Source organism: Pseudomonas sp. SP16.1 (genome assembly GCF_052682975.1).
Map to the genome: position 1 here is coordinate 3990181 of NZ_JBQYFZ010000001.1, position 13654 is coordinate 4003834.

14 protein-coding genes are annotated in these 13654 nt (G+C 68.1%); 5 read left to right on the plus strand and 9 right to left on the minus strand.

Annotation, left to right across the window (positions count from 1 at the left end; all coding sequences use genetic code 11):
• Positions 1 to 39 precede the first annotated feature (39 nt).
• The 8 genes from ACUTAF_RS18860 to bioB all read right to left on the minus strand — a co-directional run bounded on the left by ACUTAF_RS18860 (position 40) and on the right by bioB (position 7886).
• Positions 40 to 1845 (minus strand): phenylacyl-CoA dehydrogenase, encoded by a 1806-nt coding sequence (locus ACUTAF_RS18860; RefSeq protein WP_445581407.1) that lies wholly within the window; start codon positions 1843 to 1845, stop codon positions 40 to 42.
• Between the two features lie 170 nt (positions 1846 to 2015).
• The gene (locus ACUTAF_RS18865) at positions 2016 to 2750 is read right to left on the minus strand and encodes a putative metalloprotease CJM1_0395 family protein (protein WP_445581408.1); all 735 of its coding nucleotides are present in this window, start codon (positions 2748 to 2750) and stop codon (positions 2016 to 2018) included.
• Positions 2751 to 2802: 52 nt separating this feature from the next.
• Positions 2803 to 3096 carry a hypothetical protein gene (locus ACUTAF_RS18870; protein ID WP_445581409.1) on the minus strand — a complete coding sequence of 98 codons (294 nt, stop codon included), beginning with the start codon at positions 3094 to 3096 and terminating at the stop codon, positions 2803 to 2805.
• Positions 3097 to 3194: 98 nt separating this feature from the next.
• On the minus strand, positions 3195 to 3881 hold the full coding sequence (bioD, locus tag ACUTAF_RS18875) for a dethiobiotin synthase (RefSeq protein ID WP_445581410.1): 687 nt from the start codon (positions 3879 to 3881) through the stop codon (positions 3195 to 3197).
• A gap of 54 nt (positions 3882 to 3935) precedes the next feature.
• Positions 3936 to 4739 (minus strand): malonyl-ACP O-methyltransferase BioC, encoded by an 804-nt coding sequence (gene bioC / locus ACUTAF_RS18880; protein ID WP_445581411.1) that lies wholly within the window; start codon positions 4737 to 4739, stop codon positions 3936 to 3938.
• A 108-nt stretch (positions 4740 to 4847) separates the two neighbouring features.
• Complete coding sequence (locus ACUTAF_RS18885) at positions 4848 to 5573, minus strand: alpha/beta fold hydrolase (protein ID WP_445581412.1); 726 nt, start codon at positions 5571 to 5573, stop codon at positions 4848 to 4850.
• The gene (gene bioF / locus ACUTAF_RS18890) at positions 5566 to 6735 is read right to left on the minus strand and encodes an 8-amino-7-oxononanoate synthase (protein WP_445581413.1); all 1170 of its coding nucleotides are present in this window, start codon (positions 6733 to 6735) and stop codon (positions 5566 to 5568) included. Before bioF ends, ACUTAF_RS18885 begins: the two co-directional genes overlap by 8 nt.
• 92 nt (positions 6736 to 6827) lie before the next feature.
• Positions 6828 to 7886 (minus strand): biotin synthase BioB, encoded by a 1059-nt coding sequence (gene bioB, locus ACUTAF_RS18895; protein ID WP_445581414.1) that lies wholly within the window; start codon positions 7884 to 7886, stop codon positions 6828 to 6830.
• A 195-nt stretch (positions 7887 to 8081) separates the two neighbouring features.
• On the opposite strand from bioB, the gene ACUTAF_RS18900 reads away from it, so the two are divergent.
• The 5 genes from ACUTAF_RS18900 to rarD all read left to right on the plus strand — a co-directional run bounded on the left by ACUTAF_RS18900 (position 8082) and on the right by rarD (position 12233).
• A complete protein-coding gene (locus tag ACUTAF_RS18900; RefSeq protein ID WP_445581415.1) occupies positions 8082 to 8375 on the plus strand; it encodes a hypothetical protein in 294 nt (97 codons plus the stop codon).
• A gap of 42 nt (positions 8376 to 8417) precedes the next feature.
• Positions 8418 to 9140 carry a ComF family protein gene (locus tag ACUTAF_RS18905; RefSeq protein ID WP_445581416.1) on the plus strand — a complete coding sequence of 241 codons (723 nt, stop codon included), beginning with the start codon at positions 8418 to 8420 and terminating at the stop codon, positions 9138 to 9140.
• Positions 9141 to 9200: 60 nt separating this feature from the next.
• Positions 9201 to 9965: a TOBE domain-containing protein gene (locus ACUTAF_RS18910; RefSeq protein ID WP_445581417.1), complete on the plus strand. Its 765-nt coding sequence runs from the start codon at positions 9201 to 9203 to the stop codon at positions 9963 to 9965.
• A gap of 160 nt (positions 9966 to 10125) precedes the next feature.
• Positions 10126 to 11100 carry a serine/threonine protein kinase gene (locus ACUTAF_RS18915; RefSeq protein ID WP_445581418.1) on the plus strand — a complete coding sequence of 325 codons (975 nt, stop codon included), beginning with the start codon at positions 10126 to 10128 and terminating at the stop codon, positions 11098 to 11100.
• A 239-nt stretch (positions 11101 to 11339) separates the two neighbouring features.
• Entirely contained in the window at positions 11340 to 12233 is an 894-nt protein-coding gene (rarD, locus tag ACUTAF_RS18920; RefSeq protein WP_445581419.1) for an EamA family transporter RarD, read from the plus strand.
• 356 nt (positions 12234 to 12589) lie between these two features.
• Here the strand turns inward: rarD and fba are convergent, their stop codons facing one another.
• The gene (gene fba, locus ACUTAF_RS18925; protein ID WP_445581420.1) at positions 12590 to 13654 is read right to left on the minus strand and encodes a class II fructose-bisphosphate aldolase; all 1065 of its coding nucleotides are present in this window, start codon (positions 13652 to 13654) and stop codon (positions 12590 to 12592) included.

Consider the following 13654-nt stretch of genomic DNA (forward strand, 5'->3'; position numbering starts at 1 on the left):
GCCCCTCGCAGGGCAGCGGCTTTCAACTGACGGCGCGGCTTAGAAACCGAGGGCGAAGTGCTCTTCGTCCATCTCCATCAGGTTGCCGGCGCCGGACAGCATGGCTTCGACGTGCGCGCGGGTACGCGGCAGGATGCGCGCAAAGTAGAAGCGCGCGGTCTGCAGCTTGGCCTTGTAGAAAGCCTCGTCGTCAGTACCGGCAGCCAGCTTCTCGGCAGCCAGGCGCGCCATGTCGGCCCAGAAGTAGGCCAGGCAGGCGTAGCCGGAGTACATCAGGTAGTCCACCGAAGCGGCACCGACTTCCTCGCGATCCTTCATCGCCGCCATGCCGATCTTCATGGTGAGGTCGCCCCACTCCTTGTTCAGCTTGGCCAGCGGCTCGACGAACTCCTTGACGGCGTCGTTGGCTTCGTTGGCCTGGCAGAACTTGTGCACGATCTTGGTGAAGTTCTTCAGCGCACCGCCCTGGGTCATCAGCACCTTGCGGCCCAGCAGGTCGAGCGCCTGCACGCCGGTGGTGCCTTCGTACATCATCGAGATGCGGCAGTCACGCAGGTTCTGCTCCATGCCCCACTCGCTGATGAAGCCGTGGCCACCGTAGATCTGCATGCCGTGGGAAGCGGCCTCGAAGCCCACTTCGGTCATGAAGGCCTTGGCGATCGGAGTCAGGAAAGCCAGCAGTTCGTCGGCGGCTTTCTTCTCTTCTTCGTTCTGGCTGTGCTGAACGATGTCGACCTGCTTGGCGGTGAAGTAGACCATGGCGCGATTGCCTTCGGCGAAGGCCTTCATAGTCAGCAGCATGCGACGCACGTCCGGATGCACGATGATCGGGTCAGCGGCTTTTTCCGGCGCTTTCGGGCCAGTCAACGAACGCATCTGCAGACGCTCGCGAGCGTACTTGATGCCACCCTGGAAGCCGACTTCGGCGTGGGCAAGGCCTTGCAGCGCGGTACCCAGACGAGCGGTGTTCATGAAGGTGAACATGCAGTTCAGGCCCTTGTTGGCCGGGCCGATCAGGAAGCCGGTGGCGCCATCGAAGTTCATCACGCAGGTGGCGTTGCCGTGGATGCCCATCTTGTGCTCGATCGAGCCACAGGAAACGGCGTTGCGCTCGCCTACGCCGCCTTCGGCATTGGGCAGGAACTTCGGCACGATGAACAGCGAGATACCCTTGGTACCGGCCGGCGCATCGGGCAGGCGGGCCAGGACGATATGGACGATGTTGTCGGCCATGTCGTGCTCACCAGCGGAGATGAAGATCTTGGTGCCGGTGACCTTGTAGCTGCCGTCGGCCTGCGGTTCGGCCTTGGTGCGCAGCATGCCCAGGTCGGTGCCGCAATGCGGCTCGGTCAGGCACATGGTGCCGGTCCACTCGCCGGACACCAGCTTGGTCAGGTAGGTGTGCTTCTGCTCGTCGGTGCCGTGGGCGCTCAGGGTGTTCATCGCACCGTGGGACAGGCCGGGGTACATGCCCCAGGACCAGTTGGCCGAACCGACCATCTCGCTGATGGCCAGGCCAAGGGATTCCGGCAGGCCCTGGCCGCCGTGCTCGACGTCATGCGCCAGGCTCGGCCAGCCGCCTTCGACGAACTGCTGATAGGCCTCTTTGAAGCCGGTCGGGGTCTTCACGCCGGATTCGCTCCAGGTGCAGCCTTCGGTGTCACCCACACGGTTCAGCGGCGACAGCACCTGCTCGCAGAACTTGGCGCCTTCCTCGAGGATGGCGTTGACCATGTCCGGAGTGGCGTCCTGGCAACCTGGCAGGCTCTGGTAGTGAGCTTCGTAGCCCAGCAGCTCGTCACGAACGAAACGAATGTCACGCAAGGGGGCCTTGTAGTCAGGCATAACGGTAAACCTCTGCGGTGGATTCCTAGTAGTTGGGGTGACCGGCTTTGGCGGTCGCTCTCGGGATCACTCCCGGCTGCCTGGCCACCAGGCTGCGGCCGAAGCAATCAAACAGGCGTTTGAAACATACGTTTACGCCAACCCCTTGTCAAGCGCTGGCAATCGGCCCGTTACGCGAGCAGATCGATGCGCGAGTCCGGCGTCGGCGACTCGCCCAGACGCCGATACAGATCAAGACTAGGCGCGGCCGGCCGGGACTGCCGCTCCCGCGCGGGTGCTTGCTCCTCGCCGCGTCGGGCCTCTTCGCGCGTCTGCCGTGCCTCGGCCGCGGCGACGGCCTCCTCGCGGCGCAGCTCGGCCAGTTCCACCCGCGCCTGAACCGCCTGCGCCTGGGCCTGAGCGGCCAGGCGCCGGTCCTGGGCCGACGGTTCAGCCGGCGCCAGCGCGGCGCGCTGGATGACCTCCATCTTGCGCAGGGTGGCTTCGGGATCGTTGGGCACGGGGGCGGTGTCGATGCTGACTTCGCCGGAGACGGCGTAGCGCTGGCCGTCCGGGCCACGCTTGAAGCTGTAGCTGGGCGCCCCGGCGTACTGCCCACCCACCGCGGCATGGGCCTGCTCGTGGGCGCGCACTTCGCGGTCACGTTGGCTCAGCTCGGCGATTTCCAGCTGTTCGAGACGTTGCTGCTGTGCACTGGGCGCGCTTTCGCCGGCACGCCCGTCTGTGGGCGAGCGATCCGCTTCCTCGCGCCCGGAAGCGGAGGAGTCGGCCTGCGCCTCCTGCATCGGGGTTGCGGGCGGCTGATCGGCGCGAGCGATATCGGGGGACACATCGGCCGAGAGTGGCCGGGCCGGCGCGACGGGCGGCGCGGGGGCGAACGATGGCAGGCTGTTGCCGATCTGCATATGCTCCCTCCTGCCCCGCAGCTGGCCGCATCCGCGGCCGGGCTGGAATTACCTAGGCGCGGGTATCGATCAGGGTGCCCAGCACCTCGTCGGCGGTTGCCACCACTCGGGCGCTGGCGCGCACCTCGTTCTCGCCGACGCGCAGGCCGACCAGGCTTTGCGCCAGGTCGGGGCGAGTCCGTTCGGCGGCCTGCGGCGCCGGATCGACCTGATTCTGTTGCGGAGTCTGGCCCTGCGGCGGGGTGACCGCGTTGCTGGCGATCTCGCTGGCTGCCTGTTCGACACGCCGCTGCCCGGCCTGAATGCCGCTCAGACCCGAGTTGAATGCATTGGCGGAGATTTCCATCGGCAGCTCCCGGCGCGATTAGAACCTAGTGGCCGGTATTGAAGCAGAAACAGGCTAAAAACCGTACAGGCAAAAGGCTATGATCGGCCAACCGCTTATTACCGGCGCACCAGCCGATCGAGATCCAGATGCGCCGCCACCGCCGCCGGGGTTGCCTGGGCCAGACGCGGCACGCGCCCCAGGCAGGGCGCCGCCAGGCGGTCGGCGAGGGTGGCGAGGTTTTCCTCCAGACGCGAGGTCTGCGCATCGACGACATTGGCCACCCAGCCGGCCAGGCGCAGGCCGTCGCGCTCGATGGCCTCCATGCTGAGTACGGCGTGGTTGATGCAGCCCAGGCGCACGCCGACCACCAGGATCACCGGCAGGCCCAGGGCCACGGCCAGATCGGAGAGGTTCTCGCCACCGGCCAGCGGCACGCGCCAGCCGCCGGCGCCTTCCACCAGGGAAAAATCCGCGCCCTTGGCCAGGATCGCGCGCACCGGACCGAGCAGACTGGCCACATCCAGCGACACCCCGGCCTCGCGCGCCGCCAGATGCGGGGCGATGGCCGGGGCGAACGCCAGCGGATTGACCTCCTCGTAGCGCAGCGCCAGCGAGCATTCGCCGAGCAGGGCCAGGGCATCGTCGTTGCGCAGGCCGTCTGCGCTCATCACGCAGCCGGAGGCCACCGGCTTGGCCGCCGCGGTGCTCAGGCCACGCAGCCGGGCGGCGTGCAGCAAGCCGGCGGCGATGGTGGTCTTGCCGATTTCCGTGTCCGTTCCGGTGACGAAGTAGGCGTGAGTCATATTGCTTTCCTCTGTGCGGTATCCGAGCGCGCCCTGCCGCGCCGCGAAACGTCCTTAGTGGGGTTTGCTCAATACGCCATAGACCACCTGATAGGTGGCCGGCAAACCCTCGGGCCGGCGGAACGCCTCGTAGGCCTCGATCAGCGCGCGGATCCGTGCCCGACCGGTCAGCCCGCCCGGGCGCCCCGGGTTGAGGTTGTGCGCGCCGAGGTCCTTGAGCGAGGCGGTCAGGCTGCGCAGGTCGGGGAAATGCAGTACCTCGGCCTGGCGCTGCAGGCTCAGCAGCTGCAGCTCGCTGGCGGCGCACAGGCGCTGGTAGTCCTCGAAGCGGCGAAAGCGGTTGACGTGGACGAAGCCGTCCACCGCCTGCCAGCTATCGCGCAGCTCCTGCAGGGTACCGACGCACAGGCTGGAAAAGGCCAGCACGCCGCCTGGGCGCAGCACCCGCGCCGCCTCGCTGAGCACCTGCGGGAAATCGGCGCACCACTGCAGCGCCAGGCTGGAAAACAGCAAATCGACGCTGCCTGCCTGCAGCGGCAGCGCCTCGGCGTCGCCGGCGACGAAGTGCGCCGCGCCGCCCAACGGCCGGGCGTGGCGCAGCATGCCCGCGGCGATATCCACGGCCAGCCCCTCGCTCCGGGCGAAGCGTGCGGCCAGCGCGCGGGTGAAATACCCGGTGCCGCAGCCCAGATCCAGCCAGCGCGCCGGTTGCAGCGACGCCGGCAGGCGTTCGAGCAGCTGCGCGCCGACGCTGCGCTGCAGCTCGGCCACCGCGTCGTAGCTGTCCGCCGCCCGGGAAAAGGAGGCCGCGACCTGGCGCTTGTCCGGCAGGCCGCCGGGCTGGGCGTGCTCGCTCATAAGCGGCCCCCGCCCTGGGTTGAGCCGTGCGCATCCTGGGTTTCCGGGATCTGGTGCGCGCAGCGCACCCTACGCGAGCTCGGCATCCCATGGAGGCAAGCCAGGCCCCTACGCGTCGTCATCGTTGGCCTCGCGGATAAAGTCGAGCAGCAGCGCCGCCAGGGCCTGCGGCTGTTCCAGGACGAAGGCGTGGCCGCAGTCTTCCACCACATCCACCTCGCCGCTTGGCAGCAGGGCCAGCAGATCATCGGCGACTGCCGCAGGCACCAGGGCATCCTGCTCGGCCAGCAGGTGCAGTTGCGGCCCGGCGAAGGCGGCCAGCGCCGCGCGGTTGTCCAGGCTCGCCAGTACCCGCAGCCCGGACAGCAGCGAGGGCTCGCTGGCCAGCAGATTGGCCTGCAACAGGCGCGACAGGCCGCGTGCATCCGTGCCGCCCTGGGCGCAGAGCATGGCGAAACGCTTGAGGGTGGCACCGGCGTTGTGCGCGCAGCCCTCATAGAAGGTCGCATAGGTGTCGGCTGGCATCGCCTGCGGCCAGGCGTCGCTCGCGACGAAGCGTGCGTTGCTGGCCAGGCCGATAAGCCCCCGGCAGCGCGCGCCGCGGCGCGCCGCCAGCGCGGTGGCGAGCATGCCGCCGAGCGACCAGCCAACCAGCCAACAATCATCCGGCAGTCGCGCGTCCAGCTCGTCCAGCCAATCGGAGGGAGCGGCCGACGTCAGCACCGGCAATGCGGCGATCTGCACCTGCAATTCGCCGCCCAGGGCCTCGGCCAGCGGCTGCAGCACGGCGCCATCCAGGCCCCAGCCGGGCAGCAGGATCAGTCGTTCAGTCATCGCCACGCACCTGCGGCCAGCACTCGGCCAGCGCCTCGAGCAGCAGTTCCAGCTGCGCCTCGCTGTGCGCCGCCGACAGGGTCACGCGCAGCCGCGCGCTGCCGACCGGCACGGTGGGCGGGCGGATGGCGCCGACCAGCAGGCCGCGCTCCTTGAGCAGCGCCGACAGCCGCAGGGCGCGCGCGCTGTCGCCGACCAGGATCGGTTGGATCGGCGTCGGGCTATCCATCAGGCTCAGGCCGATCTCGGCGGCGCCGGCACGGAAGCGCGCGATCAGCTTGTTCAGATGCTCGCGGCGCCAGCCTTCGCTACGCAGCAGCTGCAGGCTTTTCAGGGTGGCGCAGGCCACTGCCGGCGGCTGGCTGGTGGTGTAGATATAGGGGCGGGCGAACTGGATCAGGGTCTCGATCAGCTCCTCGCTGCCGGCGACGAAGGCGCCCGCCGTGCCAAACGCCTTGCCCAGGGTGCCGACCAGCACCTGCACCTCGTCCAGGCCCAGGCCGAAGTGTTCGACGATGCCGCCGCCGGTGGCACCCAGCGGGCCAAAGCCATGGGCGTCGTCGACCATCACCCAGGCGTCCTTGAGTCGCGCCTCGGCGCACAGCGCCGGCAGATCGGCCAGGTCGCCGTCCATGCTGAACACGCCATCGGTCACCACCAGGCAGTTGCCGCCGGCCTTGCGCAGGCGATTGGCCAGGCTCACCGCATCGTTGTGCAGATAGCGCGAGAAGCGCGCCCCCGACAGCAGGCCGGCATCCAGCAGCGAGGCGTGGTTGAGGCGGTCCTCCAGCACGCTGTCGCCCTGCCCGACCAGTGCGGTGACGGCGGCGAGATTGGCCATGTAGCCGGTGGAGAACAACAGCGCGCGCGGCCGCCCGGTGAACTCGGCCAGCGTCTCCTCCAGCTCGTGGTGCGGCGTGCTGTGGCCGATCACCAGGTGCGAGGCGCCGCCACCGACGCCCCACTTCTGCGCGCCCTGCTGCAGGGCGCGGATCACTTCGGGATGATTGGCCAGGCCGAGGTAGTCGTTGGAGCAAAAGGCCAGCAGGCGCTGGCCATCGACCAGCACCTCGGGTGCCTGCGGACTCTCCAGCAGGGGCCGCTGGCGAAACAGATCGGCGGCCTGGCGCTCGGCGAGGCGGGAGGCAAGATCGAAAGACATAGGCATACCCTGTAGGAGCCGGCTTGCCGCGCTCCGACCTCTCGGCGATCAACGGCAATCGCCAGCAAGCCGGCTCCTACACAAACAGCGGTTTAGGCCGAGGCGGCGTTATAGAACAGCTTGGAGTCGCGCTGCTCGACCAGGGCCTGCTCGATGGCGGCCTGGTGCACTTCGTCGGCGTGTTCCTCGCGCTCCTCCGGCTTGATACCGAGACGGGCGAACAGCTGCATGTCCTTGTCCGCCTGCGGGTTGCCGGTGGTCAGCAGCTTCTCGCCGTAGAAGATCGAGTTGGCGCCGGCCATAAAGGCCAGGGCCTGCATCTGCTCGTTCATCGCCTCGCGGCCGGCGGACAGGCGCACGTGCGACTTGGGCATCATGATCCGCGCCACGGCCAGCATGCGGATGAAATCGAACGGATCGACGTCCTTCTCCTCGGCCAGGGGGGTGCCCTTGACCTTCACCAGCATGTTGATCGGCACGCTCTCCGGGTGCTCCGGCAGGTTGGCCAGCTGGATCAGGAGTCCTGCGCGGTCGTCGAGCGACTCGCCCATGCCGAGGATGCCGCCGGAGCAGATCTTCATCCCCGCCTCGCGCACGTGGGCCAGGGTTTCCAGGCGCTCGGCGTAGGTGCGGGTGGTGATGATGTTGCCGTAGAACTCCGGCGAGGTGTCCAGGTTGTGGTTGTAGTAGTCCAGGCCCGCGGCGGCCAGGGCCAGGGTCTGTTCCTTGTCCAGCTTGCCCAGGGTCATGCAGGTCTCCAGGCCGAGGGCCTTCACGCCCTCGACCATCTTCAGCACGTAGGGCATGTCCTTGGCGGACGGGTGCTTCCACGCCGCGCCCATGCAGAAGCGGGTGGAGCCGATGGCCTTGGCCTCGGCGGCGGCCTCCAGCACCTTCTGCACCTCCATCAGTTTTTCCTTGTCCAGGCCAGTGTTGTAGTGGCCGGACTGCGGGCAGTACTTGCAGTCTTCCGGGCAGGCGCCGGTCTTGATCGACAGCAGCGTGGAAACCTGCACGCGATTGGCATCGAAGTGCGCGCGGTGCACCGTCTGCGCCTGGAACAGCAGGTCGTTGAACGGCTGTTCGAACAGCGCGCGGACTTCGGCCAGCGACCAGTCGTGGCGGGTGGGGGTTGCTGCGGTTGCACTCATCGAGGAATCCTTCGACGCTTGTCGACGTCTGTTGTCGGGCCCGCTTGGGGCGTTCAGGCTCAGGCCATCATATGTGCCGGTTGGATGCTGTCAACCCGGAAAAAGACACGAGTCAACATCTGATCATTTATCAACCAGCCCGAACTTCCATCATGGCATCTTGCCAACCGCCTATTCCCCCAACAGGACCCTTGCATGCAGGTAGAAGGTTTTTTCGAAGGGCTTGGCCATGCCCTGGGCCGCGCCATCCGCTTCGTCGTCGACATGCTGTCCGGCGCCCTGGGCGCTGTGGCCGATGCCATCGACGCATTCCTCCAGGGCCTGGCCCGTGCCATCGGCATGGACGTATCAATCTTCAGCCTGATCCTGCTGGTCATCGGTCTGCTGTTTCTCTACAAGGGCGTGCGCGCCCTGCTGCGCCGCTCCATCATCGGCGGGCTGATCTGGCTGCTGCTCGGCCTGGTGGTGATGGGCTGGCTGATCCGCTGAGCCCGGGCTAGGCTCAGGGCTTTCGCTCAAGGACGAGCCGCCATGTTCCTCAAACGCCCCGCCTGGCTGCGGCCGCACCGCCAGTGCCAACTCTGCGACGAGCCCGCGGACAATCCCCGGCACGCCATCTGCAGCGCCTGCGAAACCGAACTCCCTTGGCTCGGACCGCACTGCCGGGTCTGCGCAGTACCGCTGCCAGCCCATGGCCTGATCTGTGGCGCCTGCCAGAACAAGCCGCCGAGCTTTGCCCGCGTGGAAGCGCCCTGGCGCTACACCTTCCCGGTCGACAACCTGATCACCCGCTTCAAGCACCAGGGCCAGTGGCCGCATGGCCGCCTGCTCGCCGAGCTGCTGGCCGAGCACCTGCAGCACGCCTATGACGAGGGCCTGCCGCGCCCGCAGGCGCTGCTGCCGGTGCCCTTGGCGCGGCGACGCCAGCGCCGGCGCGGCTTCAACCAGGCGCAGATGCTCGCCGACTGGCTCGGCGCCGGCCTGCAGCTGCCGGTACACGGCGACTGGCTGGAGCGGCGCATGGAGACCCCGGCGCAGCAGGGCCTGGATGCCGCCACGCGCAAGCGCAACCTGCGCCAGGCATTCGCCCTGGCTCCCGCAGCCGAGGTCGGCGGAGGCCACCTGGCACTGGTCGACGACGTGCTGACCACCGGCGCCACCGCCGGCACCCTCGCCCGCCTGCTGCGCCGCGCCGGCGCCGCGCGGGTCGACGTCTACTGCCTGGCGCGCACCCCGCGCCCGGGCGACGCCTGACTTGACGTGCCGGTCGGCCTCGCGCACCGTGCCGCTCATCATCCGCTGCCCGCCCGCACCATGACCCAGCTCGACCCGCTTGCCCAACTCCTCAGCCGCCGTCCGCAGCGCCTGGCCCTGCTCGAGCAGATCGCCGCGCAGGGCTCGATCACCCGTGCGGCCAAGGCCGCCGGGCTCAGCTACAAGGCAGCCTGGGACGCCATCGACGAGCTGAACAACCTGGCCGAGCAGCCGCTGGTCAGCCGCAGCGTCGGTGGCAAGGGCGGCGGCGGGGCACGTCTGACCCCCGCCGGCGAGCGCCTGCTGCTGCTGCATCGGCGCCTGCAGGCCATGCAGGCGCAGCTGCTGCAGGCCGCCGAGGACGACGCCGACCTGCAACTGCTCGGTCGCCTGATGCTGCGCACCAGCGCGCGCAACCAGCTGGGTGGGCGGGTCAGGTCGATCCAGCCACAGGGCCGCAACGACCTGGTCGAAGTGGAGCTGCCGGGCGGCGCGCTGATCCGCGCGCAGATCACCCGCGACAGCACGGAGAAACTCGAGCTGGGTCCGGGCGCGGGCGTGGTGGCGCTGATCAAGGCCGGCTGGCTGGAGCTGCAGCCCTTGTCCGACACGATTGATGCCTCGCGCAATGCCCTGGAAGGCTGGATCGAGCAGATCCTGGCGGCGCCCGACGGCCCCAGCGAGGTGCGTATCGGCCTGGCCAGCGGCCAGACCCTGTGCGCCCTGGTCGAGCCCGAGCGCCTGGCGCAGCTGGGCCTGCGCGCGGGCGATCCGGTACGCGCGCAGTTCGCCGCCAGCCAGGTACTGCTCGGCACCCAGGTTTAGCGGGCGGTTGACGGCAGCAGCGCGGCTCAGATCCGCGGATGTTCCATCGGCCGTGCGACATGCCCCGGATTTCATCCGGGCTACCGGGCAAGGGCGCAACCCGCAGGATCGGCGATGGCGGAACCCGCTACACTGTGCGCCCACGCCAGCGGAGCCGTTCATGAGCCATCCCTTTTCCACCCTCACTCCCGACCTGGTGCTCGATGCCGTGGAGAGCCTCGGCTACCTCAGCGACGCCCGCGTGCTGGCGCTGAACAGCTACGAGAATCGCGTCTATCAGGTGGGCATCGAGGGCGAAACGCCACTGATCGCCAAGTTCTACCGGCCGGGCCGCTGGAGCGATGCGGCGATTCGCGAAGAGCACGGTTTCAGCTTCGAGCTGGCCGAACACGAGGTGCCGGTGGTGGCGCCGCTCGAGCGCGACGGCGAGACGCTGTTCGAGCACGGCGGTTTCCGCTTCGCCCTGTTCCCCCGCCGCGGCGGGCGTGCGCCGGAGCCGGGCAATCTCGATCAGCTGTACCGCCTCGGCCAACTGCTCGGCCGGATGCATGCGATCGGCGCCAGCCGCCCCTTCGTGCATCGCGAGACCCTGGCGGTGGACAACTTCGGCCACGCCTCGCTGGCCAGCCTGCTCGAAGGCGGTTTCGTCCCGCGCAGCCTGCTGCCGGCCTACGAATCGGTGGCGCGCGACCTGCTCGCCCGCCTCGATCGGCTGTTCGCCGAGGTGCGCTACCAACCGATCCGCCTGCACGGCGACTGCCACCCGGGCAATCTGCTATACCGCGACGAAACCTTCCACATGGTCGATCTCGACGACTGCCGCATGGGGCCGGCGGTGCAGGATCTGTGGATGATGCTGGCCGGCGAGCGCCACGAGCGCCTCGGCCAGCTCGCCGAACTGGTCGACGGCTATCGGGAGTTCCATGACTTCGCCGCTCGCGAGCTACCGCTGATCGAAGGCCTGCGCGCGCTGCGCCTGATGCATCACAGTGCCTGGATCGCCCGGCGCTGGGACGACCCGGCCTTTCCCCTGGCCTTCCCCTGGTTCGCCGGCGAACGCTACTGGGGCGACCAGATCCTGTCGCTGCGCGAACAGTTGGCGGCGCTGGACGAGGAACCGCTGCGGCTGTTCTGAGGCATGCCCCGGCGATCGGCTTGGCACTCCATCGCCGGCAAGCCGGCGCCTACAGAGGTGCGCGACAAACCCTTGCCCACTAGCAGGCCGCGACCGGTACAGTTGCCTGCGGCGCGTAAAGTTTGCCTTACGACTTTCCCGGCGCCCTGCCACGGAGCAAACCTGAACGACCAGACAAGCCCGGCGCCCGGGGACTAGAATTTCGCGGTTACCGTTAGCTGCCTAATCAAGGATTTCCGATGGCCACCGCCAACCCGCGACGCGGGTATCTCCTCGGCCTTACCGCCTACATCATCTGGGGTCTGTTCCCGCTCTATTTCAAGGCCGTGCAGAACGTGCCGGCGCTGGAGATCATCGTCCATCGGGTGCTCTGGTCGGCGCTGTGCGGCGGCCTGCTGCTGCTCGTGTGGAAACATCCCGGCTGGTGGCGCGAGCTGCGCGACAACCCCAGGCGCCTGGCGGTGCTGGCCGGCTGCGGCCTGCTGATCGCGACCAACTGGCTGGTCTACGTGTGGGCGGTGAACAACGGGCAAATGATCGAAGCCAGCCTGGGCTACTACATCAACCCGCTGATCAACGTGCTGCTCGGCCTGCTGATTCTCGGCGAGCGCCTGCGCCACCTGCAGTGGCTGGCGGTGGCCCTGGCCACGCTGGGCGTGCTGCAGCAGGTCTGGCAGGTAGGCAGCCTGCCCTGGGTGTCGCTGGTGCTGGCGCTGACCTTCGGCTTCTACGGGCTGATCCGCAAGCAGGCGCCGGTGGCCGCCCTGCCCGGCCTGGTGGTGGAAACCTGGCTGCTGCTGCCGGTGGCGCTGATCTGGCTGGTTCTGCACCCGGCGGCGGCGAGCAGCCAGGCGAGCTTCTGGACGAGTAGCGAGGCGCTGTGGCTGGCGGCGGCCGGGCCCATCACCCTGGTGCCGCTGGTGTGTTTCAACGCCGCGGCGCGCCATCTGCCCTACACCACCCTGGGCTTTCTGCAGTACATCGCGCCGACTTTGGTGCTGCTGCAGGCGATCCTGTTGTTCGACGAGCACTTCGCCCCCAGCACCCTGCTGGCCTTCGCCTGCATCTGGGCGGGCCTGGCGGTCTACAGCCTGGATATCTGGCTGAACCTGCGCAAACGCCCGAGCACCTGAAGCGAGGGCGTGCACTCTCCGGGGCATTGACAACCCCGGGGCGGCGCGCGCACCAAGCGCCCAATCCAGTCGGCTGAACAGAAAACAGCCAACCGCCGCCAAGCCGCGCCAACCCTGGCGCGGCGCCTTTCGCCCCCGGCTTATCCACAGATCCATCCCCGGCATTTGTGCACAAGCCCTTGATCCTGCTGCATTTTATCCAGCCGACGAAAAGCCTCGGCGCACCGCGCGCTGCAGCGAGGCGCCGCGGATGCCGAATTTCGCATGGCCGCCGCGCGCCGGACAAAAAAACGCCGCGCCCCCATAAGGAGCCGCGGCGTTTGTTTGAGCGAGCCGCGCGGGCGGTCGCGTCGGCGTCAGTTGACCTTGGCGGCCAGCTCGCCGCTGGCATAGCGCTTGTACATGCCTTCCAGGGAGATCGGCTTGATCTTGGAGGCATTGCCGGCGGTGCCGAAGGCTTCGTAGCGGGCGATGCAGATGTCGCGCATGGCCTCGATGGTCTTGGCGAAGAACTTGCGCGGGTCGAACTCGCTCGGGTGCTCGGCCATCATGCGGCGGATGGCGCCGGTGGAGGCCAGGCGCAGGTCGGTGTCGATGTTGACCTTGCGCACGCCGTGCTTGATGCCTTCGACGATTTCCTCGACCGGCACGCCGTAGGTTTCCTTGATGTCGCCGCCGAATTCGTTGATCACCTTCAGCCATTCCTGCGGCACGGAGGAGGAGCCGTGCATCACCAGGTGGGTGTTGGGGATGCGCTTATGGATTTCCTTGATGCGCTCGATCGACAGCACGTCGCCGGTCGGCGGCTTGGTGAACTTGTAGGCGCCGTGGCTGGTGCCGATGGCGATGGCCAGGGCATCGACCTGAGTGCGCTTGACGAAGTCGGCGGCCTCTTCCGGGTCGGTCAGCAGCTGGCTGTGGTCCAGCACGCCTTCGGCACCGACGCCGTCTTCCTCGCCGGCCATGCCGGTTTCCAGGCTGCCCAGGCAGCCCAGCTCGCCTTCCACGGACACGCCGCAGGCATGGGCGAAGGCCACGGTCTGCTGGGTGACGCGCACGTTGTAGTCGTAGTCGGCCGGGGTCTTGCCGTCTTCCTTGAGCGAGCCGTCCATCATCACCGAGCTGAAACCCAGCTGGATCGAGCGCTGGCACACGTCCGGGCTGGTGCCGTGGTCCTGGTGCATGCACACCGGGATATGTGGGAATTCTTCGATGGCGGCGAGGATCAGGTGGCGCAGGAAGGGCGCACCGGCGTACTTGCGGGCACCAGCGGAGGCCTGGACGATGACCGGCGAATCGGTCTTGTCGGCGGCTTCCATGATGGCGCGCATCTGCTCGAGGTTGTTGACGTTGAAGGCCGGCACGCCGTAGCCGAATTCGGCGGCGTGGTCGAGCATCTGGCGCATGCTGATAAGTGCCAT

Bases quoted from the DNA above. Each gene is read 5' to 3' on its own strand.
- ACUTAF_RS18860 (WP_445581407.1), bottom strand. From the start codon at position 1,845: ATGCCTGACTACAAGGCCCCCTTGCGTGACATTCGTTTCGTTCGTGAC.
- ACUTAF_RS18865 (WP_445581408.1), bottom strand. From the start codon at position 2,750: ATGCAGATCGGCAACAGCCTGCCATCGTTCGCCCCCGCGCCGCCCGTC.
- ACUTAF_RS18870 (WP_445581409.1), bottom strand. From the start codon at position 3,096: ATGGAAATCTCCGCCAATGCATTCAACTCGGGTCTGAGCGGCATTCAG.
- bioD (WP_445581410.1), bottom strand. From the start codon at position 3,881: ATGACTCACGCCTACTTCGTCACCGGAACGGACACGGAAATCGGCAAG.
- bioC (WP_445581411.1), bottom strand. From the start codon at position 4,739: ATGAGCGAGCACGCCCAGCCCGGCGGCCTGCCGGACAAGCGCCAGGTC.
- ACUTAF_RS18885 (WP_445581412.1), bottom strand. From the start codon at position 5,573: ATGACTGAACGACTGATCCTGCTGCCCGGCTGGGGCCTGGATGGCGCC.
- bioF (WP_445581413.1), bottom strand. From the start codon at position 6,735: ATGTCTTTCGATCTTGCCTCCCGCCTCGCCGAGCGCCAGGCCGCCGAT.
- bioB (WP_445581414.1), bottom strand. From the start codon at position 7,886: ATGAGTGCAACCGCAGCAACCCCCACCCGCCACGACTGGTCGCTGGCC.
- ACUTAF_RS18900 (WP_445581415.1), top strand. From the start codon at position 8,082: ATGCAGGTAGAAGGTTTTTTCGAAGGGCTTGGCCATGCCCTGGGCCGC.
- ACUTAF_RS18905 (WP_445581416.1), top strand. From the start codon at position 8,418: ATGTTCCTCAAACGCCCCGCCTGGCTGCGGCCGCACCGCCAGTGCCAA.
- ACUTAF_RS18910 (WP_445581417.1), top strand. From the start codon at position 9,201: ATGACCCAGCTCGACCCGCTTGCCCAACTCCTCAGCCGCCGTCCGCAG.
- ACUTAF_RS18915 (WP_445581418.1), top strand. From the start codon at position 10,126: ATGAGCCATCCCTTTTCCACCCTCACTCCCGACCTGGTGCTCGATGCC.
- rarD (WP_445581419.1), top strand. From the start codon at position 11,340: ATGGCCACCGCCAACCCGCGACGCGGGTATCTCCTCGGCCTTACCGCC.
- fba (WP_445581420.1), bottom strand. From the start codon at position 13,654: ATGGCACTTATCAGCATGCGCCAGATGCTCGACCACGCCGCCGAATTC.